Here is a 22620-nt window from a genome sequence, read left to right as displayed (position 1 = left end):
AATGATCATACTTGGAGGAGAGACTGATGATACGACGACTTGATCATATCGTGTTGACTGTACAACATATGGAGGACACCATTCGCTTTTATACAAACGTATTAGGAATGAAGGAAGAAACCTTTGGAGAAGGCCGTAAAGCGCTTCGTTTTGGTTTACAGAAGATCAATCTTCATGAAGCTGGTCATGAAGATGAGCGAGCAGCGGCTCACCCACTTCCAGGCTCTAGTGATTTGTGCTTTATCACCGATTTAGATATGGACAGTTTGCTACTGCACCTTCGCAAGCAAGTGGTTCCTATTGAAGAGGGGCCTGTCAGGCGCACAGGTACATTAGGTCCGGTTGAATCTGTTTATATCCGTGATCCTGATCTGAATTTAATTGAAATATCTCGATATATAGAGGAGGGTGATCCGTCATAACCCGCTTATTTTTGAGACCGATTGAAGAACAGGATTATCCGGGGATTCAAAAAGGATGCCAGCATGCAGAAACACTTTACATGACTGGCACACGCAAAACGTTCACACTAGAAGAAATTCGTTCAGCCTACACCCGATTTTTACAAGATGACAGCAGACGAGATTTCGCCATTTGTCTGTTAGACACGAAAGAAATGATTGGGGATGCAGCGATAGTGGATATTGATTTAATCAATCATACGGCAAGCTTCCGCATTGCGCTTCATGGACCAGAACATTTCCAAAAAGGCTATGGCACTGAAGCTGTCCGAATGGTTCAAGCATTCGCCTTTGAGACGTTAGAACTCAATCGCCTTGAGCTCGAAGTCTTTTCCCACAATCCGAGAGCCTTCAGAAGCTATGAGAAAGCCGGATTTCAGTATGAAGGAAAAAGGCGTCAAGCGCTTTATTTCAATGGTACCTACTCAGATGTGATCATCATGGGCATCCTTCGTGAAGAATACAATCAGATGAACAGTGGAGATGCCCCTGCTTAAGAAGGGACATCTTTTTTAAAAAATTGAATCGCTGTGACGATGATCAAACAAATCATGGAAGAGAGAACGATAGAGACGCTTGATATACTAAGCGCCATGCCTTCCCATCTGCCAATGAAGAAACTGGCTATCAATAAAACCAATCCAAATAGAATAAAGCATATAGGGAGGATCAGACCCGCATGACGGTTTCTGCCTTTTTTCCCTGCCCATCATGAGAGACATAATACAACAATTGTAAAAATAGCGGTTTGCAGCCAAAACATGTTGTTTCAACTCACTTTCTCTTTTTTTATTTTATGACGATGGAGGTACTTCCAATGAACATGAGACCCATTGAGCAAAAAGACAACCCGTATATCGCAGCGATTATCCGCCAGTCACTAGAATCGGCGAATCTGGCGATTGAAGGAACCGCCTACACTGATCCCCACCTTGACCAGCTGTTCGAATACTATCAATCATTGACTCATGCAGCCTATTGGATTGCTGAAGAGAATGGCGATATTGTGGGCGGCGTTGGCATTGCTCCATTTACTAACGGAATATGTGAATTACAAAAGCTTTATCTGAGTCCAAAGGCACAAGGAAAAGGTGCTGGCAAAAAACTGATGGATACGGCGCTGCAATATGCCTCTACATACTATGAAGCATGTTATTTAGAAACCCGCCAGGAATTAACTGCGGCTACAGGCCTTTATCAGCGATATGGCTTTTCTCTTCTTTCAGAGCCGATTGAAGGCTCTGAGCATTCTGCAATGGATGCTTGGTATCTCAAAACCTTCTCATCATGAGCTGTAAAACAATCGATAGGTTTTTGCCCGCTGAAAGCCTAGCTTTTCTGCCAGTTTGATCGAAGTTAGGTGATGGACATCGCAATCCCAATGCGGTGTCCTCTTATTTTCAAGACAACTCTTGATCATCTGCTGACCCGCCAGCTGCGCTAAACCTTTCCCCCGGCAGGTTTTCTCTGTCCAAATATCTATCTCCACACGATCTTCACTTGAAAAAATGGAGACACATTCACTCACCACGTTCTCACCATCTAAGATAGCAACTCCGATTCCTTTTGATAGGAAGCGCGCCGCTCTCCCCCAATAGGCTTCGTAATAGCTAGGAGGAAAAGCCCTGCTTGCCTTGATCACCTGTTCATTTGTCCGCTCTACTCTGTAGCCTGAATGAGTCGCAAGAACATAAAATTTTGCTTGCGAAAAAACGTACGCATGTCTTTCCATCTCATTCAGATGTGACCCAAGACATTTTTTCATCATCACATCTGTTGATTGATTCGCTGAAAATACGGTAAACCGGCCATTTTGTCTTCTCTGCCTTTCGTAAACATCCACAATGAACGCCGAGCAGTGTGACAACTCCTCCTCTCTCTTCCCTGCAACATAATAAATGCCGCATGCTGTTTCGAGAAAATAAATACGAGGGTGCACTGCATCATCTACATAAAGATCCCCTTGTATAAAACCTTCCATGACCGCATCTACAAACACTGGATATGCCGGATCGATCTGGCGAATTCCTTCTTTTATCGATGCTGTCCTTTGCTTTTCCAAAAGATGCATGGCGCCCCCTTTTCCAAACATGTTCTTTTTTTCCATTATATATATAAAAATGCGCGCATGCAGTGACTCTTTGCAACAAGAATTGTTATGCATCAAAATCAAAAAATGGCACAGGCATTGAATCGTCTGAAGCCACAGTCATAAAAAAAGAGACCTCACTCAAGGTCTCTTTTCTGTTATTCTGCCGCAGGCTCTTCTGCCCTCCCCTTCCAAATAAGGGTTAAGCCTAATCCGAGAAATAAGACAACACCTGCGAATAGAAATGGGAAATGTATATTTTGATCGAATAAAATACCGCCAAGGGCTGGGCCGAAAATCGTACCTAGGCTTGTGTAGGTAGAGTTCATCCCTGCGACAAATCCTTGTTGATTGCCAGCGATTTTTGATAAGAAGGTCGTTAATGCTGGACGCAATAAATCAAACGCTAAGAAAATCACACATGTGACAATGAGGACTACCATAAAGCCTGAGACGACAGTTGAAACAAAAGCGAGCACCGCTCCAACAATCAAGCATAGCTGAATGACTCTTTTTTCCCCAAGGGTATTTACGAGTTTCCCAAACACCAGCACTTGGATGATGACCGCCACAATCGAGCTGACCGTAATAATCACCGCAATATCTTTTGGACCAAATCCAAACTTATGATTTGTAAACAGGCTGAAGACCGTTTCATACGCAGACAGTCCAAACGCGAGGACAAACACAATGATAAAAGCGATGAGATAGCTTGGATGGATTGATTTTTTCAAATCCTTAAAGAAGGTGGATTCCTTCACTTGATCCATCTGCTTCGCTCGCTCTTCTTTTGTTAATGGCTCCTTTAGTAAAAGCATAGACGAAATGACAGCTATAAAGGCAATCCCTGCTGCAAAGAAGAATGGCAGGCGTACGCCGTATTCTGCGATAAAGCCACCAATTCCCGGACCAATAATAAAGCCGGTACTAATGGCCGCTGACACATATCCCATTGCCTTTGATCTTTCTTGAACGGTCGTGATATCAGCGACATAAGCAGTGACAGCAGGCATGATAAATGCCGCACTAATACCGCCTAGCAGCCTTGCAAAATACAGCACATACACGTGTGTCCCAAGACCGAAGACAAGTTCTGATAACGCAAATAGAAATAGTCCTGACACAATCATAATCTTTCTTCCATAACGGTCTACCCATCTCCCTGCAATAGGTGATGCAATGAGCTGAGCCACAGCAAACGCCGCCACAAGGTATCCCATCGTACTCCCTGTTAGATGCATCACATTCATGAATAGCGGCATGACAGGAATAATAAGACCAATGCCTAAAAACGCAATAAATATGTTACTTAATAAAATAACGAGTACAGCTTTTTGCTCACGAATCGGTTTTTGCATGATGTTTGTTTCCCCTTTATTGATTCAATTGTTACTCATGATGGTTGATTCCGTGAATAATCAATGAGATCGCTTGTTTTTGTAATTCTTTTTTCTCTTCGATTGGATCATTTTTATACAACACGTCTAATCCGTAAAAAACGGATAATAATATTTTCACCGTTGACTCGACATGCTGGATCGACCAGCTGCCATCTTTGTTACCTTTAAGTATGATGTCTCTCATCACATCATCAAAGTCGACATCAATCTTGTTCAGCCGTTCCATGACCTCGTCTGATGTAAAGGCACTTGCACAAAATTCCTCACTTGCTCTCATTAATGGGTAGTTAATGCCCATTTGACTGAGCAGCTCTGCAAATCCTGCGAGCTGATCAATGGCCTGGTGCATCGTTTGTTTTTCCTGATGCCACGTCTCCATCATCAGGAGGTGATCCTCTTCCATGATATGAAGGAACAAAAACTCTTTTCCTTTAAAATGGTGATAAAGATTGCCTTTACTCACTTCAGCCGCCTCTAGAATATCTCGCACAGATGTTTCTGAATATCCCTTTTTTGCAAATAAATCACGTGAAGCGGTGACGATTTTTCGCTTCGTCTTCTCGCTCTTTTCAGCCCCGCTTTGTGTACTTGTCATCTTTCACAATCCCTTCTATCTTGTTTTTCTTCATCAGGACAAGTCAAAACCGACCAGTTGGTTTATTTTTTTATTATAAATGGATCTTTTTCAAAATACAATGAAAAAGTCATCGAAACAATCACTTATGCCATCTCCTCATTTAAATTCTCTTAATATTTAACTTCACTTAACTATAAATATTGCCTATAATGGAATAGAGGTGATGTCATTGGATGCAGAAATCATTCATTACAGTAAAAAAATCATTGAATACTCGAATGCACTAGGCTCCATCTATGTAGAAGAGTATCAACGATTTTTAAAACATGAATATGCAGATTTATCAGCCAAACAAGAGCTGACACTTGAATTATTACGGACAAAAACAAGAACAATCAACGAACTAGCTGATTACTTTTCAATTTCGGCAAGTGCCGCTAGCCAGCTTGTATCAAAGCTTGAACAACTTGGCTATGTCAAACGAGAAATTAATCCACATAACCGACGGGAAATCATTGTTGATTTTGCTCAAAAGGGCCATGACTTTCACAAGAATACAGAAGAAATTCAATTGCACCTCATTCAAAAATATTATGCAAAGCTTCCAAAAGAAGATTTAAAAACATTATTGTCTCTATACGAAAAAATCTATCAGATTGCGAAAGAAGCGCCTTAATACGGTGTTTCTTTCTCCAACATTTAAGTTAGATAAACTATTAAGGAGATGAAAGTATGGATAGCATTCTTTTAAAAGATGGTCGTCATATTGGTTTGTGTGAATACGGGGATCTTGAAGGGTTTCCAGTATTCTTTTTTCATGGAACTCCTGGATCAAGAGTGATGTTTTTAGATGATGACCCCATTTCTAAAGAGCTCGGTGTTCGTCTCATCTGTTTAGACAGACCAGGATTTGGTTTATCTACCCCTCAACCTGACCGTACGATTTTAGATTGGGCAAAAGATGTGTTGGAAGTAGCAGATCATCTCGGCGTTCACCATTTTTCAGTGATGGGTGTATCTGGAGGCGGCGCATTCGCTGCTGGCTGTGCTTATCAATTGCCGAATCGAGTCCTTTCAGCCGCTCTGATTTCAAGTACAACGCCATTTCAAGACGGAAAACCGCCTAAAAGTATGCTCAAAGAAAACAAATTGGCTTTTTTCCTCAGTAAGAAGTTTCCTTGGCTATTAAGAGCAAGCTATCGTTCCCAGAAGAAAATGATTGAGAACAAACCAGAGAAATTTAAGAAGCTGGCCAAAAACGGGAACAAGCATTTACATCCGTGGGACCGTCAATTCCTTCAAACCGATGAGCAGTTAGAGATGATGATGACACATTTACACGAAGCCACTCGTCAATCGGTGGATGAATGTATTCATGAACCAGTTTTACTCTCGCGTCCGTGGGCATTCGATATGAAAGATATTCAAATCCCAGTTGATGTATGGCATGGAAAAGAAGATTCCATGGCTCCGTTTGTCGAAATAGAAAAAATAGCTCCTAACATTCCAAACGTCAAAACCTATTATATCGATGAAGCGGGACATTTTCTTACGGAAGTAGACGATATTTGGCGAGATATTTTACTCTCTTTAAAAACACGTGCAAAAGAGCATCATCAGGAGCACGTATAAAAAAAAGACCCGAAGCTTCGGGTCCCTTTCTTCATTAATACTTTTCATAATATGCCTGCACTTTACTTGGATCTTTTGTCTTCGTTAAAGCGAGCATAAGTAGAATGCGTGCTTTTTGTGGATTCAATGAATCCGATGAGACAAAGTGATGTTCATCATCCATTTTTTCATGGGTCACAATTCCATTTCCTGCACGGCTTGATCTCACGAGGACCACGTCTTTCTTCACGGCATCTGTTGCCCCTTTGATGGCTTCTGTTGACATCGTTCCATTTCCGGCTGCAGCAACGACAATGCCTTTCGCTCCTGCTTTTACTGCTGCATCATACATGTATTTTTGATCATTTTGATAGCCGTATAAAATATCGACTTGTGGTAATTCTTTTATGTTTGATACATCAAATTCACTTTCAGACGTATGTTTTCTTGTTGGTTCGTTATAAAAGGAAACCACTTCACCAGCAATTTCTCCAATGTAGCCTTGCTCAAGAGACTTGAAGGAATCGGTTGTGGTCGTGTTTGTCTTTGTAATAAATCGAGCTGATGCAATTCGGTCATTTAATGTGACCATGACCCCTTTGCCTTTGGCTTCTTTTGTGGATGCAATTTTCACAGCATGATACAAGTTCAGCGGGCCATCCGCACTGATAGCAGACGCTGGTCTCATTGAGCCAACGACCACAACTGGCTTATTACTTTTGACAACCAAATGTAAAAAGTAAGCGGTCTCTTCAAGTGTATCTGTTCCATGTGTGATGACAATCCCATCGACTTGATCATCGTTTAAGAGTTTATTGACTCGTTTGGCTAATTTTAAAAGAAGAGCATCATCCACATTTTCACTGCCTACATTCGCCACCTGCTCACCTGTTACATTTGCAATATCCTTGAGCTGAGGAACTGAAGCAATGACTTTATCGATGCCAAGTGAACCAGATTTATACCCTGTCGTATCTGTATCACTGTCTGAACTGCCAGCAATCGTCCCGCCCGTCGCTAATACCTTAATATTAGACAAGGACTTATTACCTGTTTCTACGGCTGTCGTTTTGTCTTTTGATTCCTTAGATGCGGTTTCGTTTTCGCTTTGATTTTTCTGTTGAGTACTTGTATTGGCACAAGCTGCTGTCGACATTAATAAAACAGAAAGAAGGACAGCACCTAACCATTTTGTTACGTTCATTCGATCATCTCTTTTCTTAAATGTGATGGATTCAAAGCTATATCTCTTTCTATAGGGTTTACTTTATACCAATCCTTCATTCATCAGCATGAGGCGAAAGTTACAGAACCAAATAAAGGCAAAAAGGTCATTATCACAATCATTTCTTTACATCTAAATACCTACCTTTTTTTAAAAAAAAGGTAATATTGAGGTTGTTCAATTATTAACAGTAAACGATGCTAGATCATCAATTTATGATAAAATATAGTAAATTTTACAAAAAGGAGTTTACATATTGCAAAAGCTTCAATCATTTCACAAAATCCTAATAACACTATTCCTTAGTTCGATTTTACTCAGTCTGTTCGTATGCTTCTATCCACCGATTCAGGGTGAGCCTACGTTTATGGTATTTTACGTTCCCATCTTTTTTGTTTATTATTTCGTCTTTGCGGTTCCTTTGCAGTTGTTGTTTTCTTTGCAACCAAAGGTTTTCCATCCACTTTATCTAGCTGCTTATTTACTGATTGCAATGGTTGTCATGCTTTTTGTGATTGATGGAATTGGGAGTTCAGTATCTATACCTATCGTCATCATGAGCAGTCTCATCTACTGGATCTTTGATTCTTTGCTTTATCAAAGAACATATGAAAAAAACACCTAATGTGAAGGTGTTTTTAGCTGCTCGAGTATATGCTCACAATGATCCAAGTACGCTTGGCTCAGTAGGAAATCTTTCGGTGCGGCGATCGCCGCTAATGTGATCAGGGCATTGGAATGATGAATGAGCGGATTCAGCATTGAATGCTCTACGTCTCTTATTGTTTGAATATGCAACCATTGAGGTGCTACTTCTTTCTCGTAGATCGTTTTCGTTTCAGCGGAATCTACGTTTCGGTCATTTTGTGCCAAAACCAAATAGATCGGTGATTGGATGCGCTTGATATCTGAAGTGGCATCGGCTTTCATGTTCTTTTGTATGAATTCAAATCGATCTTTTGTCATCTCTTGATCGTCCGTTTTCTTTTGATATGTGCGAAATGCCGCGCCTTCTTCTAATAATTTGTTTTGCTCATCTTCTTTTTCGATTGTTTTTTGAATTTGTTCTTGAGATGCATTCGTTTCTTTTAATGTTTGAAGTGTATTGTACCTTCCCTGTCTCATCCAATTGATAGCAGGCCCGACAAGGATGGAGGCTGTGATATCGGTTCGATCTGTCATTACTTTTGGGATCACCCAGCCCGCTTGGCTTGCTCCCCATAAGATGATTTGTTTTGATTGAAGATTATGCTCTTTCTTCGACCATTTGATCACATTCTCTACTTCCTTTGCACGATCATCCATGGATTGATGCAGCCAGTTTCCTTCTGATTGACCCACCCCGGGCTTATCCCATGATATAGACGCATAGCCTTGCTTTGCAAAGCGTTCCATTAAAGGTCTGTATCCTCCGTCATATGTGGCATTTTGTGGACCATCTCCGTGTACAAAAAGGACAATTCCTTTTATTGACTCCTTCTTAGGTGTTGTGACGATACCTGATAATGTCCCATCCGCAGTCTCCATGACGACTTCCTTTTCATTCATAGCAAAGCTGTTTTCATAAAATACAAATGCTGTGATAAAAATGAATGCCGATGCAGCGATGATCAGCCAAATCCTTTTTTTCAAGTTCTATTCCCCGCTCTCTGTTCAACTGTATACACCATGGAATCTTGGTACGTGACAGAGACTGGTACATTCTCATATAAGATCATATAAGAAGGCTGGTCAAACGGAGCTTCGTGTAGAAAAGCCTCAATTTCTTCAATGACTTTCTCTTCATCTTCGGCTAAAAAACTTTTAACCGCGTAAGAACCTGCATCCAGTCTCACATCGTAATCCTGTTCATTTGATACATAATAAGAAATGGTTAAGTCATCTTGCAGATTGATCACATAATATCTCTCCTCAAAAAGAGACAGATCCAGCTCCTTTTGGTGAACGATTTGTTTAAAGTCGAGCTCTGTTTCACTCTTTAGAAGATGATCTGGGATCTGTTTCAAATAACGAATTGGCCGATCTTGAGTCGTTGTTTGATTAAGCTGAAGGCTGTTTTGAATCGACAGCATATGCTCCAGACGCTGTTTCACTTCGCTCAATTCCTGTAATTGCTTCTCGACCTGATCCAGCATACCTCGATAGGACAGGGTCATACCGGGTTCTTTCGAAAAGCTCTCGCTGATATCTTTTAAAGAAAACCCCGCCTTTTTTAAGAAGAGGATTTGATAAAGGGTGTAAATTTCTTTTTCATCAAATAATTGGTATCCATTTTGAGCGACCTTCGCAGTGCGGACGAGATCCTGTTCTATATAATGACGAAGCGTATACTTTGTGATGTTTAATAGCTTACATACTTCTCCACTTGTTACATACGTCACTAGATTCCCTCCTTGTGTACATAGTCTAAACCATGTGGTTACCACACAGTCAATCATGCCATAAAAAAATCACCGAGGACATCTTCCCTCAGTGATGTGTCATTTCTATTTCATACTTGGTCCAGCATGTGAAAAAATCGGATCTTTCAATTCAAAATCAAATGTCTTGCCGTCAACAATACCGACTGTTTTTTCATGATCATACAGCTCGAGCAGACAAGCTGCCATTTCTTTTGATGTATGATATTTCTTGATATTGCCTTCATATTCGAATTGATCTACATCTAATGAACGCTTTGCAAATTCCGATTCTGTTGCAGAAGGTGCTAATATTTTTGCCTGTAACTTAGCTCCCTTTTCTTTCAACTCTAGTGCCAGTCCTTCTGTAAAGGCACTCACGTAAAACTTTGTGGCCGAATAGGTGACGGCATTGCCGACGACTGTATAGCCCGCTCTTGAAGAAATGTTGATCAGCTGAGCCCCTTCTACTTGCTCATAATCACGAACAAATAAAGTGGATAAAATCGTTAAGGCTTCGATATTCAGATGAAGCATATCTCCAATTTTACTTACATCCTGTTCTCCTATCGAGCCGAAATGGCCGAATCCTGCATTATTAATGAAGGTGTCGAGCTCATATTCAGCCAATGATTCATAAAATGAATACACTTGCTCCATGTCGGTTAAATCGACAGACTGTATATTTACTTCGATATCGGGATATTGATCAAGAATCTCCTTCTTCAGCTCTTGGAGTTTCTCGAGCCGGCGTGCAGCTAAAATAAGATTTTTGCCTCGTGCTGCAAAGGCCAGTGCCGCCTCATATCCAATACCTGAACTTGCTCCTGTAATGACTGTATAGCTCATTTTATATCCCCCTATGAACGTCTTCTAACTAGTTAAATTATAACGACAGCACTTTGCTCTAGTCAATTTTGAAGAGAATCACAGGGGTGACTTGTCTAGCTTCATTCATCATGTTGGAGGATGTCATGTTGAGATTTTTTTGTTAATTTGTGAAAAACCAATTGGTAGGAATGTTCGATTAACTCCTCTACAAATGAAGCTGGAATGTCTGCATCAAGGTAAATGGAATTCCAATGAGTCTTATTCATATAATAGCCCGGAATAATCCCCTCATGCATCTCTCTTAGTTCTTCAGCACGTTGAGGGTCACATTTTAAAGTGATAACAGGCTTTCGATTCGCATCTCCGCCCATCATAGCAAACATCTTTCCACCAATATGATATCGATCTGCCTGCCATTCTGGCTGATAATCATGGGTGACTCCTTTTAAAGAAAGACAAAATGCCTGTAGATTCTCTTTTTCCATTAGATTCGCTCCTTTTTTAAGTCTACTATTCTTTCTATTATATCGACTATAAAGGCATATATCTGATCTTTTTCATTCACTTCACAACAATAAAGCACAGGCCCGCTAGGTTCTGTGCTTTTCTATCAATCAATGCTTCTTTCTTATTCAAACGCCTTCTTCAATTGATCACTCATGAGATGCCAAGCCTCTTCAGCTATTTCTAAATCTCCGGCATGCGTGAAGGCGTGGGGAACTCCTTTAAACTGTCTGTACGTGACGTCTATCCCTGCTTCTTTTAACTTCTCCGCATATTGTTCGGCTTCTTGAGCTAGCGAATCTCTTTCAGCTGTGATAACGAGAGCTGGTGGCATTTGTGCCAAGGATGAACGATCGGCAAAGATTGGAGAAACGAGCGGATTGCGCGGATCTTGGCCTTGCAGATAGAAGGCATTAAAGAGCCTCGCCATTTCAACTGGGATCGCTTCTTCAAACGCTGGCTTTTGTGCTGGATCAGTGGCTAAATCAAGTGGCGGATAATCAAGCACTTGATAGACAATCGGGAGTTGGTTCCCTTTTTGAATATTTAAGAGACAAGCAGCCGTTGCCAAGTTTCCTCCTGCGCTATGTCCGCCAATGGCTACTCTATTAGGATCTATTTGAAGCTCATCAGGGTGTTCATACAGCCACTTCAGCACATCATAGCATTCATGAAGAGCGGCTGGGAAAGGGTGCTCTGGAGCAAGCTGATACTCGACATTGACGACGATACATTGGGCTCGGTCTGCAATGACCGGACACCAGTGGTTATCCATTTCAGCACTGCCTAGGATAAATCCTCCGCCATGTAAATTCACAAAAACGGGCAGCGGCTGCTTTGAAGTGTTAACTGGCTTAAATACCCATACCTTTGTTTCTCCAGCACTTGTTGGAATGTCATATTCCATTTTGTTCACTTCATGAGGATGGACTGGTTTTAGTTCCGATTGACTAGGTAATGAACCTTCAGCCGGTTGACGTAATGACTCAGCGATTTTGATTTGTTCTTCTAAGTTCATGATCTCAGTCTCCTGTCTTATTTATTTCTTCTTAACTCATTCGTTTCTTTTTCATCTTTTCCTTCTACTGAATCAGCAGCACATTCTCATTGGTTCACTTTTTATCTATCTCCCCATTTTCGCCCTCTTTGAAACAAGCATTGAGAATATAAAAAAAGCACTGCGGCGCTAAGTCCTCAGTGCTTTTCATCTGTTTTATGAAACTTGCTGTTCTACCTTCACTCGTTTAATAAAGAAAGCGATGATCAAACCAATGACGGTCATGATCACAGCAAAGATAAATGCATGCTGGACGCCATTTGTAAAGGCGAGCAGCTTGTTCATCGGATTTGCAGGATCAGCCACATTTTCCATAAAGCTGCGGGTTCCTGATGAAAGGATCGAAATACCAACCGCAGTACCAATGGCTCCTGACACCTGCTGCAATGTATTCATAATCGCTGTACCATGCGGATATAGCTCTGGCGGCAGCTGATTTAATCCATTTGTTTGTGCAGGCATCATGATCATCGCGATGCCGACCATTAATGTAATATGAAGGGTCACAATGTATCCAATCGATGTATTCACACTTAGATTGGTAAAACCTAACATCGTCACTGCGACGATAGCAAGCCCTGGAATCACAAGCCATTTCGGTCCAAACTTATCAAATAAACCACCCATGATTGGAGATAGCAGACCGTTGATAATTCCACCTGGCAATAGCATTAAACCTGCTGTAAAGGTCGTTAGTGCCAAGGATGTTTGCAGATACAATGGCAAAATCATCATAGCAGACAGCATGACCATCATACACACTAAGATCAGCAGTAACCCAATGACAAACATCGGATATTTAAACGGGCTTAAGTTCAGCATCGGTTCCTTCATATTCAACTGTCTGAGAGAGAATACAAGAATCCCAATGACACCTACTGCAATTGCAACGATCACATGCATACTGCTCCAGCCGCCGCCTTCACCGGCACTGCTAAAGCCATACACAATTCCTCCGAAACCAATGGTTGAAAGCACAATGGATAAGATGTCGATTTTCGGTCTTGTTGGTTCTGTGATATTTTGCATAAAGATAAAACCAAAGACGAGTGCAGCTATTAATAGCGGAAGTGAAATCCAGAAAATCCAATGCCACGTCAGCGATTTCAAAATAAGACCAGAGACCGTTGGACCAACAGCTGGTGCAAACATGATCACAAGACCTATAATCCCCATAGATCTGCCTCGTTTATGAGGCGGGATGATCACCAAAATCGTATTGAACATTAATGGAAGAAGCAATGCTGTTCCGACTGCCTGTACGACACGTGCCACCATTAAAATACTAAAGACTGGTGCAACTGCTGCGATAAAAGTTCCAATGATCGAAAAGACGAGCGACGTCATGAAAAGCTGTCTTGTTGTAAACCATTGAAGAATGAGTCCTGAAATTGGTACGAGAATACCAAGTGTTAATAAATATCCTGTTGTTAGCCACTGAGCTGTCGTCGCTTCAATTCCAAAGTCTAACGTTAAGCTTCTCAGCGCCATATTTAGTGCCGTTTCACTGAACAGGCCAATAAAACCGGCTGTAATAAATGAGATAATAATGGGCAGCGTTCGAATATGAGAAGCTGCTGCTTGCTGTTTGTTCATAGTAGGTTGGCTCCTTTTCTTTTTCAATTTAAATCAATCATAGGAAGTGAGGACGGTCAGAAATGAGCCACTTCAATGTCTATTGAAAACAGATAAAATCTGTTTTTCTGCAGCGAATTGAGCGATTTTTTCGATTGTATAACCAGATTCATGAATATAAAACATCATTTCAGGCGTCATCGGAGAGGACATACAAAGTGTCGTCAGTTCAATATCCTGTAAATTCGCTTCCCCTTTTTCATCTGCTTCTTCTAGCAAATCACGAATCATTTGCCTAAGCGATTGACTGTAATGACAGTCATACACTTTGCTTGTCTGCTCTAAATTCCCAGATATCTTAAGCATCCGAATCCAGTCTAAATGATGACCGACAATGAGATGAATTTCTTCGAGCACATAACGCAAACGTTCACGAACCGGCTGGTCACTGATTTTGCTCAAGTAAAGATGCAAAGCAGGGATCAGCTGTTCAAATTTTTCTCCAAGGATCGAAAGGCACAAATCACTTTTATTGGCATAACGGCGATAAAGAGTACCCTGCCCAACACCAGCTGTTTTGGCAATTTTATGCATGCTGACATTTTCCACGCCAAATTCCTGAAACAAAGTAAAAGCGACCTCTTCAATTTCCTTCCCAATATCCTTTTCCATGATGCTTCACCTTCTTTACCTTCATCCATATTGCACTTCTCTCTATGTGTTCAATCAAAACTTTTTGGTTTTCATTAGGACAATTGTACCGGTATTATCTTACGGACAACTGTCCGCTTTGTCAATCATTCTTTAGTAAATAGCCTGAAAAAGATCATTTTCTTTCGTAACTTCCTATGAAATAAGAGAAAAATCTAGTAAAAAATCCTCTTTAATATCATATATTAGACCGATTTTCCATTTCGAGAGAATCATGTATGATCAATTAAGAAAACGCTTTCAAAATAAGAGAGGGGAATGCCTACATGTCTTACCGTGTGAAACGAATGTTGATGCTGCTTGTCACTGGAATAGTATTGAGTTTATCCACATTTACTGCGGGTGCCTCGGCCCAAACAGGCGGATCGTTTTATGAGCCTTTTAACAACTATAATACGGGATTATGGCAAAAAGCCAATGGGTACTCGAATGGAAACATGTTTAACTGTACGTGGCGTGCAAACAATGTCTCCATGACGTCGTTAGGGGAAATGCGATTATCGCTCACAAGTCCTTCCTATAATAAGTTTGACTGCGGAGAAAACCGTTCCACTCAAACATATGGCTACGGGCTTTATGAAGTCAGTATGAAACCAGCCAAAAATGTTGGGATCGTGTCTTCGTTCTTTACTTATACAGGACCGACTGATGGTACGCCTTGGGATGAAATTGACATCGAATTTCTTGGAAAAGATACGACAAAGGTTCAGTTTAACTACTATACCAATGGTGTAGGAAATCATGAAAAGATCGTCAACCTTGGTTTTGATGCAGCAAACTCTTATCACACGTATGCATTTGACTGGCAGCCCAACTCGATCAAATGGTATGTGGACGGACAATTAAAACATACTGCCACTACTCAAATCCCTCAAACTCCAGGAAAGATTATGATGAACCTCTGGAATGGTGCAGGTGTCGATGAATGGCTCGGATCCTATAACGGTGTTACACCACTCCACGCGCATTATAACTGGGTGCGTTACACAAAAAGATAACCACATCACAAAACCTGTGACAAGTCACAGGTTTTTCTTCATTTAAATAGAGCTGGTTTTTAGTTGATGAACTAGCTTTTGTTCATAACTGTGGATAATATCTTCATAACTTTCTATCTTGTAATCTAATCGCTTAATCGTCTCTTCGATTTCCTTTTGCTTTTCTACAAGTCTTTCTCTCTCATTGACCAAAATGCTTTTTCGCGAGGACAGGGTATGATCCTCGCCCTCGATAAATAAAGCCGTATATTCTCGAAGTGCATCAATTGAGAGACCCGCATTTCTCATACATTTGATAAATTCAATCCACTGAATATCCTCTTCTGCATAATCACGAACACCGTTTTCATCACGACGGATCGGTCGAATTAAACCAATATTCTCGTAGTATCTGAGCGTAGCAGTAGATAAATTGAGCTGCTTGGCGGCTTGTGCTATTTTCATTGTTTTCACCCTTCTCTTCTTCTCTCACCTTATGAAAAATGAAATTCCTTCTTCTCATCATCTCCAATTTGATAGAGAACGCAAGATGCTTTTGGCTCAATTCTTTATTTAAGGATGTTGAAAAGCCTGAAGAGGGTTCTCTATTGACTTAGAGTTCACTTTAAGACGTACAGTATAGAAGTAGAACAGAATCTTACTTTTGAAAGGATGATTTAGAATGTGTCAGACGCACCAATCAAACGTTTTAAGTGTTTCACATGCAAAAGCGAACTTTGAACGGACAACCATTGAACGAAGAGCGCTTCGTCCACATGATATTTTAATTGATATTCAATTTAGCGGGATCTGTCATTCAGATATCCACAGCGCCTTTGATGAATGGGGCGGCGGTATTTTCCCAATGGTTCCGGGTCATGAGATTACTGGAGTCGTTGCCGATGCCGGCGATGATGTGACGAAGTTTCAGATCGGAGACCGTGTAGGCGTTGGCTGTTTTGTTGATTCCTGCGGCACCTGTGAATATTGCCAAAATGGAGACGAGCAATATTGCAAGAAAGGAGTCGTCCAAACCTATAATAACCTCGATTATGACGGGGAACCAACTTACGGCGGCTATAGTCAGAAGATTGTCGTGACAGAGCGCTTTGTCGTCAGCATTCCAGATCAACTATCCCTTGATGTCGCAAGCCCTCTTCTCTGCGCTGGCATTACCACTTATTCTCCGTTAAAGCACTGGAAGGCAGGTCCTGGCAAAAAAGTCGCCATCGTCGGGATGGGCGGGCTCGGTCATGTGGCCATTCAATTCGCACGTGCACTTGGTGCTGAAGTGACGGTATTGAGCCGCTCTTTGAATAAAAAAGAAGAGGCACTGTCATTTGGTGCAAAAGACTATTTTGCTACAAGTGATCCTAATACATTTAAAACACTATCCGGCCAATATGACCTCATTCTCAATACGGTCTCTGCTAATATCAATGTAGACGCCTATTTGTCCTTACTTCGAGTGGACGGAACCTTGGTGAATGTCGGTGCACCACCTGAGCCAGATCAGTTCCATGTCTTTTCATTAATCACCGGGCGCCGCAGCATTGCCGGTTCACTCGTTGGCGGCATCCAAGAAACACAAGAAATGCTCGATTTCGCAGCTACTCACCATATCGCACCACAAATTGAAGTGATCAACGCAAGTCAAATTGATGAAGCATATGAACGTGTGCTGAAAAGTGATGTGCGTTATCGGTTTGTCATTGATATTTCGACATTATGATCGGATTCTATCTGGAAAGACCAGCTCAATGGCTGGTCTTTTTTAATGGTGGATATCCTGTTTTTCTTGTAGTGAGATTTTAGAGGATATGTTCAAAAATCATCCAACATTTTCATGAAATCATCTCTTTTTTTTAGAACTAAATTTATTGACAAAAAATAAATAAACATGTTATTATTAAAAATTTGATTATTTTACCCCTAAGTGTGGTACCCTTAAAGTAGATACATGATATGGAGGCGGATGATATGTTTCAAATTGGTGATAACATTGTTTATCCAATGCACGGAGCAGGTATAATTGAAGCCATAGAAGAAAAAGAATTCTCTGATGAAAAACAACAGTACTATGTGATTAATATGTCAATCAGTCATATGAAAGTGATGATTCCAACACGGAAAATGTCAGGTTCACGTGTTAGACCTGTTACAGATATACTGGCATTAAACAATGTGATGGACATTTTCCAGCATGGCGAATCAGTTCAAATACCGACATGGAAAGAACGGCATACAATTAATACAAACAAAATAAAAACGGGTAGCATCCAAGACGGTGCTGAAGTTGTACGTGACCTGATGCGTATGAAAAAAGAGAAAGCACTAAATGCAAGTGAAAAGAAAATGCTAGATGATGCCCATGAATTTTTGCTAAGTGAATTAGAGGTCATCGAAGGGATTACAGAAAAACAAATCAAAAGTTTCTGTTAAGAAATCTGCCGCTCTTTTGGGCATCCCTCACCATTTTTGAATTCAAGTTCTCTGACCCACCCTTCAATTAATGAAAGAAAAAAGAATTTATTTAGGCAAATTCCGCATATTGTAAATCCAATATGCTATACTGTTGATAAACCTTTGAAGCATGAATTTTTTTACGATTACCTTGTAACATCTCCCTACTTGTACGCTGAGTAGGGTTTTTTATTGAAGAAATAAATGAAAGTACAAAAAAACAGGCTCTCTACAGAGAACCTGTTTTAAAAAATGAAGATTAAGCAGTTTTTTGAACGTTAGCAGCTTGAGCTCCACGAGAACCTTGCTCTACGTCAAATGTTACTTTTTGACCTTCGTCTAAAGATTTGAATCCGTCACCTTGGATAGCTGAGAAATGTACGAATACATCGTCGCCTTCTTCACGTTCGATAAATCCAAAACCTTTTTCTGCGTTAAACCATTTTACTGTACCTTGTTCCATGTTTGTTGCCTCCTAGTGCGTTATCACACAATGTATTATACTATCCTTGCCCAAAGTATCCTCAAGACGAAAAGTCTTTCTTCATGCTATCCTTTACGCCGAACAAAAATAATTAATCTTATTGTAACATGATTCGGAAATAATTGCAATTTAGATTTAAAAGAGCACAAAATGTGCTATGGTAACACAAATAAGACAGGGATTTAATGATGAAACGTTCATTTAGCTATGTTCAATCATTTGCGCATAAAATATGTTATTTTCAGCACGAAAAGCAACCTTTATCTAAATTCTCTCTAAAATCGACTGAACAAAGTTAGTTTTTCCCTCGGCATATTTGTGTTTGTCTTTTTTATTTAAACTTGATAGGTTCAGTTTGAGCTGCTCGTACTCATTTCTCACTAATTCGTTTCTTCTTAAATAATCCCTGAAATTTAACTGTTCAAGTAAATACCTATTGCCTGTTTGATACATATGGATTTGGTGTGTACGTGGTTCTCCTTTGTTGAAATAGTGTCTTTCAGGTAATACATTGATTCCTCTATATGAATAACCAAGCTCTTGCAAAGCTGTTACACACTGTTTCCCGTCAAGAAAACAATCTATTTCAATCGCAATATCTATAATGGGTTTCGCACTCAAACCATTTACTGCTGTACTTCCAATATGATGCACATTCACCGTGTACTGCCCAATGACCTCTACTATTCGTTTCTTTTCCCTTTCAAATTCTTTGCCCCATTCAGCAGACCAAGGAACTAAAAAAACTTCCTCTCTTGGTAATCCAAGCATAAGCTCCACCCCTCCTTATTATTTCGTTGTTTAGTTGGAAATTTCAGCACAACCTAATTGAAGCCTTTCGATCCATTAGAACGACTTATTATAAGATAACTCAAACAAAAAGCCCACTTACTTAAGTTGAGTGGACTTTTTCGTTTAGAAACTATAAAAATCATTAATACAGCCATGAACCCGAATCAAGAAAACTTCTATTTATACAAAGGTGTACAACTACATATTTTCCGACTCAAGTCTGTTTAACCAGTTATGGACTAGTGAGTTAAATACATCAGGTTGTTCGATTTGCAGGTTGTGGCCAGCCATATCAAGCACTGCAAAGGTTGCCCTTGGATAGTCTTCGATCAGCCGCCACGCATCGTGATATCCAACTACATTGTCTTGACGCCCTGTGATAATGAGCGTGGGATACTGAAATTCAGCTGAAATGTCGAAGCTATAGCCATACCCATTTTGAAGAATGTTATTGATGAATTCATGATTTGTTTGTTTAGAAGGAAGGTAAATTTCATCTCGAAATCTTTCCCATTCCGTTTTTCCTTGCACAACTGCCATGGAACAAAATTCATCCGTCTCCTCTGGAGAAAGTTGTGATATCAAGCTGCTGTCACTTTTTAGAACGGTCTTCTCTGGCACGACTCTTCTATCGAATACAGGTATAGTCATTGGGGCCACAAGCAGTAATCCACGAACGGTTTCCCGGCGTGAATGAACAATACCTCTAGCTATGTACCCTCCATACGAATAACCACAAACACTAAACTGTTCATCAGGAATAATCTCGTCCAAAAGACGCAATACCGCTTCTAACATATCATCAGAATTCTGAATAGACGGATGCGGCTCGGAACGTCCCATCCCCGGTAAATCTATGTATATTCTCTTCCAACCGCTTTGTTTTTCAAATACCGGTTCCAATGCATGTAACATCACTTGATGGTCAAGTGTCCAACCATGTAATATTACAATTGGAAATCCTTCTCCAATGACTTTATGGTAAATTGACATGTATTTTCCCCCTTTCCTATCCTTCAATATTTTATCACAATTTTAGCAAAATTCTTTATTCCACTGAATTTGGTATCACCGTAAACTGTCATAAATAACAGTTCAATTACTTCGAAAACACAAAAAAACCAAAGGTCTACAACCTTTGGTTTCTTAGATGCGGCCGAGAGAACTTGAATTCAAATGAATAATACTCCCAGTAAAAATTTTAAAAAATTCACCTTTTAGAACGATGCTAAATACTCATCTATTGCTCTCAAAGCTTTCTCTTCTCCTCCAGATTCTTTAAAGCTTACACTTAACTTTCTAACATTCTCTCGATATGAAGGGTTAGAAAGTATAAGATCAACAGCTTCTTTTAACCTTGGTACACTTACCTCATTTGGATGAATTGTATAGCCAGCTTGAAGTTCTTCCAGCCGTTTGGCGATCATTGGCTGGTCATTAGCTTGAGGAATGACAATAAGGGGCACTTCATAATAGACAGCCTCACTTGTACTATTCATTCCACCGTGCGTAATAAAGACGTCTGTATGCTGCAAGACATCCAGCTGTGGTACATAGTGACGAACAATGAAATTCTCTGGGAAAGGCTCTAATTTAGAGATTTTCGTATTATCTCCAATTGAAAATACTACTTTACCTTTAAAATCTCTAAATGCCTCCATACAAGTTTTGAAAAAGGGCTCTCCACCCAAAAAAAGAGTACCCATCGATACATAAATGACTTTCTGGGCTTTTAATTCATCTAATGATAAATTGTTGGTTTGCTTGCGTTTCGTGATAGTTGGCCCAATAAAGATATAAGAATCGTTTATATGTTCGCTATTTGGCTGGAACTCTCTACTGGTATAGACGATATTCAAATCAGCTGTATTCATAAGAAATTGAAAAGGATGCTTCACCTTAACATTGAAGCTGTGCTCTATTTTCTTTATTAACATTTCATTTTCCCTCTCCACTTCTGAAGACGAGCTGAGTGATACAGAGCTGTTTTCTAACGTTGTTAAGAATTGTTCTTCAGGAACAACAAACGACGATGATGAAGAAATGGCTGGAATATTTAAGTATTCTTTGACCAATAATCCTGCACCGAACGTATCATAGTACACATAATCAAACGTAATGGATTGAGCAAGCTCCTGAACGATCGTTAAAATATCAATAGAAATCCTTAAATGGACTTGCACGAATTCATGAATGCTTGTGTTTTGAGGTGTCCGTCCCTTAAGGTAATTTGGGTGGAGATATGTTTTCGCGCCCAAAGCTTCAATTCGTTCCTTAAACTCTTCTGTTGTAACATAATAAACCGTATCTCCCCGATTAATTAATGCTTTCACTATGCCAAGAGTTGGGTTAACATGCCCCTCCCCTGGAAAATTGATCATTAATACATTCATAAGTCATACTCCTCCCTAATGAAACGAGCCTAAAAGATATACACTTTTAATTAAAAAGATTAATGTTAAATTCTTCATTCAGTATCTTGACATACTGATCTTCATTCAAAACCTTCTTCGTTTTTTTACCGTTTTTAATTTTGATGAATTTTTCTTTTGTTAACGTAATATGTCCATCTTCTATTATTTTTACAGCGAGAAGGTTTTTATTAAACGGTGATTTTTTATTTTTTGCTATGGTTTCTTGCATCTCATTTAACTCTATTTCTGATATCTCGTTCAGATTAAAAGCATATCCTAGTTTCCATTCTCCATATTCTAATGTATTTTTTTCTTGCATTTCAAAAACATAGGACCCTTTTTCAGTGTTCAGTTTTCTTACTCGATAATTTCTAACGGGAGACTGTACAACCTCACCTGTAAAAGGAACTGGTGAAAGAGGAAGAAATGATGCAAAACCCGAATCAATTAGATGCATTCTGTGATGGTATGTTAACATAATAGCTACATGTGTATGATCAATTGACCAGTTCTCAGATGAATGATCATATACTGTTGCTGATAATAATTGAACATCAAATCCACAATCTTTAAGGAAGTAGTATAAGAGTGGATTTATCTCATAACATAAACCGCCTCGATGATGATCTAAAAGTTTCTTTTGAAGATTTTCTTTAGAAATGACTCTATAATTTTTATAGATGACATCTATATTTTCAAAAGGAATACTCCTCGCAAAAGATTGAAGGAGATCAGGTAAATCTTCAAACTGTATGACCCTTTTTGATTCTAAATCTACTCTTGAAAAAATACGCTCCCTTAATGACGACACCAGATAACCTCCATTTTACATTTAAGTATATTATTATCATTTACCCACCTTTATTTTAAGTTGAATAAAGATGATTTTCAATTTTCTTGCTCAAAATCGCTTCTTTATATGTTCACTAAACTTTACTTGAACAAGTTTTACTTTATAGTCAGAGAGCCTTGGTTATCATTAAATTCAATACTCTAGTTTCTTCAGGCTCACATTTCACAACCAAACAAATGGATGACCATTCGTGATGA

General features: G+C 39.8%; 26 protein-coding genes and 1 pseudogene. 9 read left to right on the top strand and 18 right to left on the bottom strand.

What is annotated here, in order from left to right:
• The first annotated feature begins 26 nt into the window (after positions 1-26).
• Positions 27-422 carry a VOC family protein gene (locus tag NST39_RS02860; RefSeq protein WP_126741622.1) on the top strand — a complete coding sequence of 132 codons (396 nt, stop codon included), beginning with the start codon at positions 27-29 and terminating at the stop codon, positions 420-422.
• Entirely contained in the window at positions 419-958 is a 540-nt protein-coding gene (locus NST39_RS02855; RefSeq protein ID WP_113768737.1) for a GNAT family N-acetyltransferase, read from the top strand. The genes NST39_RS02860 and NST39_RS02855 overlap by 4 nt, the downstream gene beginning before the upstream one ends.
• Here NST39_RS02855 and NST39_RS02850 read toward each other — a convergent pair.
• Positions 955-1158 (bottom strand): annotated as a pseudogene (locus NST39_RS02850) (YesK family protein); the annotation flags it as partial. The gene NST39_RS02855 and the pseudogene NST39_RS02850 sit on opposite strands and share 4 nt — an antisense overlap.
• A gap of 120 nt (positions 1159-1278) precedes the next feature.
• Between NST39_RS02850 and NST39_RS02845 the strand changes: the two are divergent.
• A complete protein-coding gene (locus tag NST39_RS02845) occupies positions 1279-1752 on the top strand; it encodes a GNAT family N-acetyltransferase (RefSeq protein WP_341026912.1) in 474 nt (157 codons plus the stop codon).
• Here the strand turns inward: NST39_RS02845 and NST39_RS02840 are convergent.
• From NST39_RS02840 to NST39_RS02830, 3 genes are all read right to left on the bottom strand, one after another.
• Entirely contained in the window at positions 1747-2532 is a 786-nt protein-coding gene (locus NST39_RS02840; RefSeq protein WP_341026910.1) for a GNAT family N-acetyltransferase, read from the bottom strand. The two genes, NST39_RS02845 and NST39_RS02840, sit on opposite strands and share 6 nt — an antisense overlap.
• A gap of 176 nt (positions 2533-2708) precedes the next feature.
• Positions 2709-3908: an MFS transporter gene (locus NST39_RS02835; protein ID WP_282062233.1), complete on the bottom strand. Its 1200-nt coding sequence runs from the start codon at positions 3906-3908 to the stop codon at positions 2709-2711.
• Between the two features lie 31 nt (positions 3909-3939).
• The gene (locus NST39_RS02830) at positions 3940-4545 is read right to left on the bottom strand and encodes a TetR/AcrR family transcriptional regulator (protein ID WP_106033097.1); all 606 of its coding nucleotides are present in this window, start codon (positions 4543-4545) and stop codon (positions 3940-3942) included.
• Between the two features lie 205 nt (positions 4546-4750).
• On the opposite strand from NST39_RS02830, the gene NST39_RS02825 reads away from it, so the two are divergent.
• Positions 4751-5203, top strand: a complete 453-nt coding sequence (locus NST39_RS02825) for a MarR family winged helix-turn-helix transcriptional regulator (protein WP_065097490.1) — start codon at positions 4751-4753, stop codon at positions 5201-5203.
• A 56-nt stretch (positions 5204-5259) separates the two neighbouring features.
• Complete coding sequence (locus tag NST39_RS02820; protein ID WP_341026905.1) at positions 5260-6159, top strand: alpha/beta fold hydrolase; 900 nt, start codon at positions 5260-5262, stop codon at positions 6157-6159.
• A 34-nt stretch (positions 6160-6193) separates the two neighbouring features.
• Here NST39_RS02820 and NST39_RS02815 read toward each other — a convergent pair whose 3' ends face one another.
• Complete coding sequence (locus tag NST39_RS02815; RefSeq protein ID WP_341026903.1) at positions 6194-7342, bottom strand: type II asparaginase; 1149 nt, start codon at positions 7340-7342, stop codon at positions 6194-6196.
• A 388-nt stretch (positions 7343-7730) separates the two neighbouring features.
• Here NST39_RS02815 and NST39_RS02810 point away from each other — a divergent pair, with 388 nt between their 5' ends.
• Positions 7731-7988, top strand: a complete 258-nt coding sequence (locus tag NST39_RS02810; protein ID WP_412072056.1) for a hypothetical protein — start codon at positions 7731-7733, stop codon at positions 7986-7988.
• Here NST39_RS02810 and NST39_RS02805 read toward each other — a convergent pair.
• From NST39_RS02805 to NST39_RS02775, 7 genes are all read right to left on the bottom strand, one after another.
• The gene (locus tag NST39_RS02805) at positions 7985-8995 is read right to left on the bottom strand and encodes an alpha/beta hydrolase family protein (RefSeq protein ID WP_065097492.1); all 1011 of its coding nucleotides are present in this window, start codon (positions 8993-8995) and stop codon (positions 7985-7987) included. The two genes, NST39_RS02810 and NST39_RS02805, sit on opposite strands and share 4 nt — an antisense overlap.
• On the bottom strand, positions 8992-9744 hold the full coding sequence (locus NST39_RS02800) for a MerR family transcriptional regulator (protein ID WP_065097493.1): 753 nt from the start codon (positions 9742-9744) through the stop codon (positions 8992-8994). Before NST39_RS02800 ends, NST39_RS02805 begins: the two co-directional genes overlap by 4 nt.
• A 105-nt stretch (positions 9745-9849) precedes the next feature.
• Positions 9850-10611 carry an SDR family NAD(P)-dependent oxidoreductase gene (locus NST39_RS02795; RefSeq protein ID WP_050945638.1) on the bottom strand — a complete coding sequence of 254 codons (762 nt, stop codon included), beginning with the start codon at positions 10609-10611 and terminating at the stop codon, positions 9850-9852.
• Positions 10612-10712: 101 nt separating this feature from the next.
• Positions 10713-11078: an MmcQ/YjbR family DNA-binding protein gene (locus NST39_RS02790; protein ID WP_003213869.1), complete on the bottom strand. Its 366-nt coding sequence runs from the start codon at positions 11076-11078 to the stop codon at positions 10713-10715.
• 143 nt (positions 11079-11221) lie between these two features.
• Positions 11222-12115 (bottom strand): alpha/beta hydrolase, encoded by an 894-nt coding sequence (locus tag NST39_RS02785; protein ID WP_341026897.1) that lies wholly within the window; start codon positions 12113-12115, stop codon positions 11222-11224.
• 195 nt (positions 12116-12310) lie between these two features.
• Positions 12311-13750, bottom strand: coding sequence for a DHA2 family efflux MFS transporter permease subunit (locus tag NST39_RS02780; RefSeq protein ID WP_044140593.1), 1440 nt, complete (start codon positions 13748-13750; stop codon positions 12311-12313).
• Positions 13751-13822: 72 nt separating this feature from the next.
• Positions 13823-14401, bottom strand: coding sequence for a TetR/AcrR family transcriptional regulator (locus NST39_RS02775; RefSeq protein WP_341026894.1), 579 nt, complete (start codon positions 14399-14401; stop codon positions 13823-13825).
• Positions 14402-14706: 305 nt separating this feature from the next.
• Here NST39_RS02775 and bglS point away from each other — a divergent pair, with 305 nt between their 5' ends.
• Positions 14707-15438: a beta-glucanase gene (bglS, locus tag NST39_RS02770; RefSeq protein WP_065097497.1), complete on the top strand. Its 732-nt coding sequence runs from the start codon at positions 14707-14709 to the stop codon at positions 15436-15438.
• Between the two features lie 42 nt (positions 15439-15480).
• Here bglS and NST39_RS02765 read toward each other — a convergent pair whose 3' ends face one another.
• Complete coding sequence (locus NST39_RS02765; protein ID WP_044140590.1) at positions 15481-15882, bottom strand: MerR family transcriptional regulator; 402 nt, start codon at positions 15880-15882, stop codon at positions 15481-15483.
• 217 nt (positions 15883-16099) lie between these two features.
• On the opposite strand from NST39_RS02765, the gene NST39_RS02760 reads away from it, so the two are divergent.
• Positions 16100-17149, top strand: coding sequence for an NAD(P)-dependent alcohol dehydrogenase (locus NST39_RS02760; protein ID WP_341026892.1), 1050 nt, complete (start codon positions 16100-16102; stop codon positions 17147-17149).
• Between the two features lie 248 nt (positions 17150-17397).
• Positions 17398-17859, top strand: coding sequence for a CarD family transcriptional regulator (locus tag NST39_RS02755; protein ID WP_341026889.1), 462 nt, complete (start codon positions 17398-17400; stop codon positions 17857-17859).
• Between the two features lie 280 nt (positions 17860-18139).
• Here the strand turns inward: NST39_RS02755 and NST39_RS02750 are convergent, their stop codons facing one another.
• From NST39_RS02750 to NST39_RS02730, 5 genes are all read right to left on the bottom strand, one after another.
• Entirely contained in the window at positions 18140-18343 is a 204-nt protein-coding gene (locus NST39_RS02750) for a cold-shock protein (RefSeq protein ID WP_003214229.1), read from the bottom strand.
• A gap of 285 nt (positions 18344-18628) precedes the next feature.
• Entirely contained in the window at positions 18629-19135 is a 507-nt protein-coding gene (locus tag NST39_RS02745) for a GrpB family protein (RefSeq protein WP_341026886.1), read from the bottom strand.
• Between the two features lie 219 nt (positions 19136-19354).
• Entirely contained in the window at positions 19355-20149 is a 795-nt protein-coding gene (locus tag NST39_RS02740) for an alpha/beta fold hydrolase (protein WP_341026885.1), read from the bottom strand.
• 224 nt (positions 20150-20373) lie between these two features.
• Positions 20374-21549: a macrolide family glycosyltransferase gene (locus tag NST39_RS02735; protein WP_341026882.1), complete on the bottom strand. Its 1176-nt coding sequence runs from the start codon at positions 21547-21549 to the stop codon at positions 20374-20376.
• Positions 21550-21595: 46 nt separating this feature from the next.
• Positions 21596-22381: an arylamine N-acetyltransferase family protein gene (locus NST39_RS02730; protein ID WP_341026880.1), complete on the bottom strand. Its 786-nt coding sequence runs from the start codon at positions 22379-22381 to the stop codon at positions 21596-21598.
• Positions 22382-22620: the final 239 nt, after the last annotated feature.

It is taken from the genome of Bacillus sp. FSL W8-0645 (assembly GCF_038007905.1).
In the GTDB taxonomy this organism is placed as follows: domain Bacteria; phylum Bacillota; class Bacilli; order Bacillales; family Bacillaceae; genus Bacillus; species Bacillus pumilus.
This window is presented reverse-complemented; position numbering and strand designations above follow the sequence as displayed.

Coding starts and splice junctions, on each gene's coding strand:
- NST39_RS02790 (WP_003213869.1), bottom strand. CDS start 11,078: ATGGAAAAAGAGAATCTACAGGCATTTTGTCTTTCTTTAAAAGGAGTC.
- NST39_RS02795 (WP_050945638.1), bottom strand. CDS start 10,611: ATGAGCTATACAGTCATTACAGGAGCAAGTTCAGGTATTGGATATGAG.
- NST39_RS02755 (WP_341026889.1), top strand. CDS start 17,398: ATGTTTCAAATTGGTGATAACATTGTTTATCCAATGCACGGAGCAGGT.
- NST39_RS02765 (WP_044140590.1), bottom strand. CDS start 15,882: ATGAAAATAGCACAAGCCGCCAAGCAGCTCAATTTATCTACTGCTACG.
- NST39_RS02780 (WP_044140593.1), bottom strand. CDS start 13,750: ATGAACAAACAGCAAGCAGCAGCTTCTCATATTCGAACGCTGCCCATT.
- NST39_RS02740 (WP_341026885.1), bottom strand. CDS start 20,149: ATGTCAATTTACCATAAAGTCATTGGAGAAGGATTTCCAATTGTAATA.
- NST39_RS02785 (WP_341026897.1), bottom strand. CDS start 12,115: ATGAACTTAGAAGAACAAATCAAAATCGCTGAGTCATTACGTCAACCG.
- NST39_RS02745 (WP_341026886.1), bottom strand. CDS start 19,135: ATGCTTGGATTACCAAGAGAGGAAGTTTTTTTAGTTCCTTGGTCTGCT.
- NST39_RS02820 (WP_341026905.1), top strand. CDS start 5,260: ATGGATAGCATTCTTTTAAAAGATGGTCGTCATATTGGTTTGTGTGAA.
- NST39_RS02825 (WP_065097490.1), top strand. CDS start 4,751: ATGTCATTGGATGCAGAAATCATTCATTACAGTAAAAAAATCATTGAA.
- NST39_RS02810 (WP_412072056.1), top strand. CDS start 7,731: ATGGTATTTTACGTTCCCATCTTTTTTGTTTATTATTTCGTCTTTGCG.
- NST39_RS02830 (WP_106033097.1), bottom strand. CDS start 4,545: ATGACAAGTACACAAAGCGGGGCTGAAAAGAGCGAGAAGACGAAGCGA.
- NST39_RS02840 (WP_341026910.1), bottom strand. CDS start 2,532: ATGCATCTTTTGGAAAAGCAAAGGACAGCATCGATAAAAGAAGGAATT.
- NST39_RS02735 (WP_341026882.1), bottom strand. CDS start 21,549: ATGAATGTATTAATGATCAATTTTCCAGGGGAGGGGCATGTTAACCCA.
- NST39_RS02775 (WP_341026894.1), bottom strand. CDS start 14,401: ATGGAAAAGGATATTGGGAAGGAAATTGAAGAGGTCGCTTTTACTTTG.
- NST39_RS02845 (WP_341026912.1), top strand. CDS start 1,279: ATGAACATGAGACCCATTGAGCAAAAAGACAACCCGTATATCGCAGCG.
- NST39_RS02860 (WP_126741622.1), top strand. CDS start 27: ATGATACGACGACTTGATCATATCGTGTTGACTGTACAACATATGGAG.
- bglS (WP_065097497.1), top strand. CDS start 14,707: ATGTCTTACCGTGTGAAACGAATGTTGATGCTGCTTGTCACTGGAATA.
- NST39_RS02835 (WP_282062233.1), bottom strand. CDS start 3,908: ATGCAAAAACCGATTCGTGAGCAAAAAGCTGTACTCGTTATTTTATTA.
- NST39_RS02760 (WP_341026892.1), top strand. CDS start 16,100: ATGTGTCAGACGCACCAATCAAACGTTTTAAGTGTTTCACATGCAAAA.
- NST39_RS02815 (WP_341026903.1), bottom strand. CDS start 7,342: ATGAACGTAACAAAATGGTTAGGTGCTGTCCTTCTTTCTGTTTTATTA.
- NST39_RS02750 (WP_003214229.1), bottom strand. CDS start 18,343: ATGGAACAAGGTACAGTAAAATGGTTTAACGCAGAAAAAGGTTTTGGA.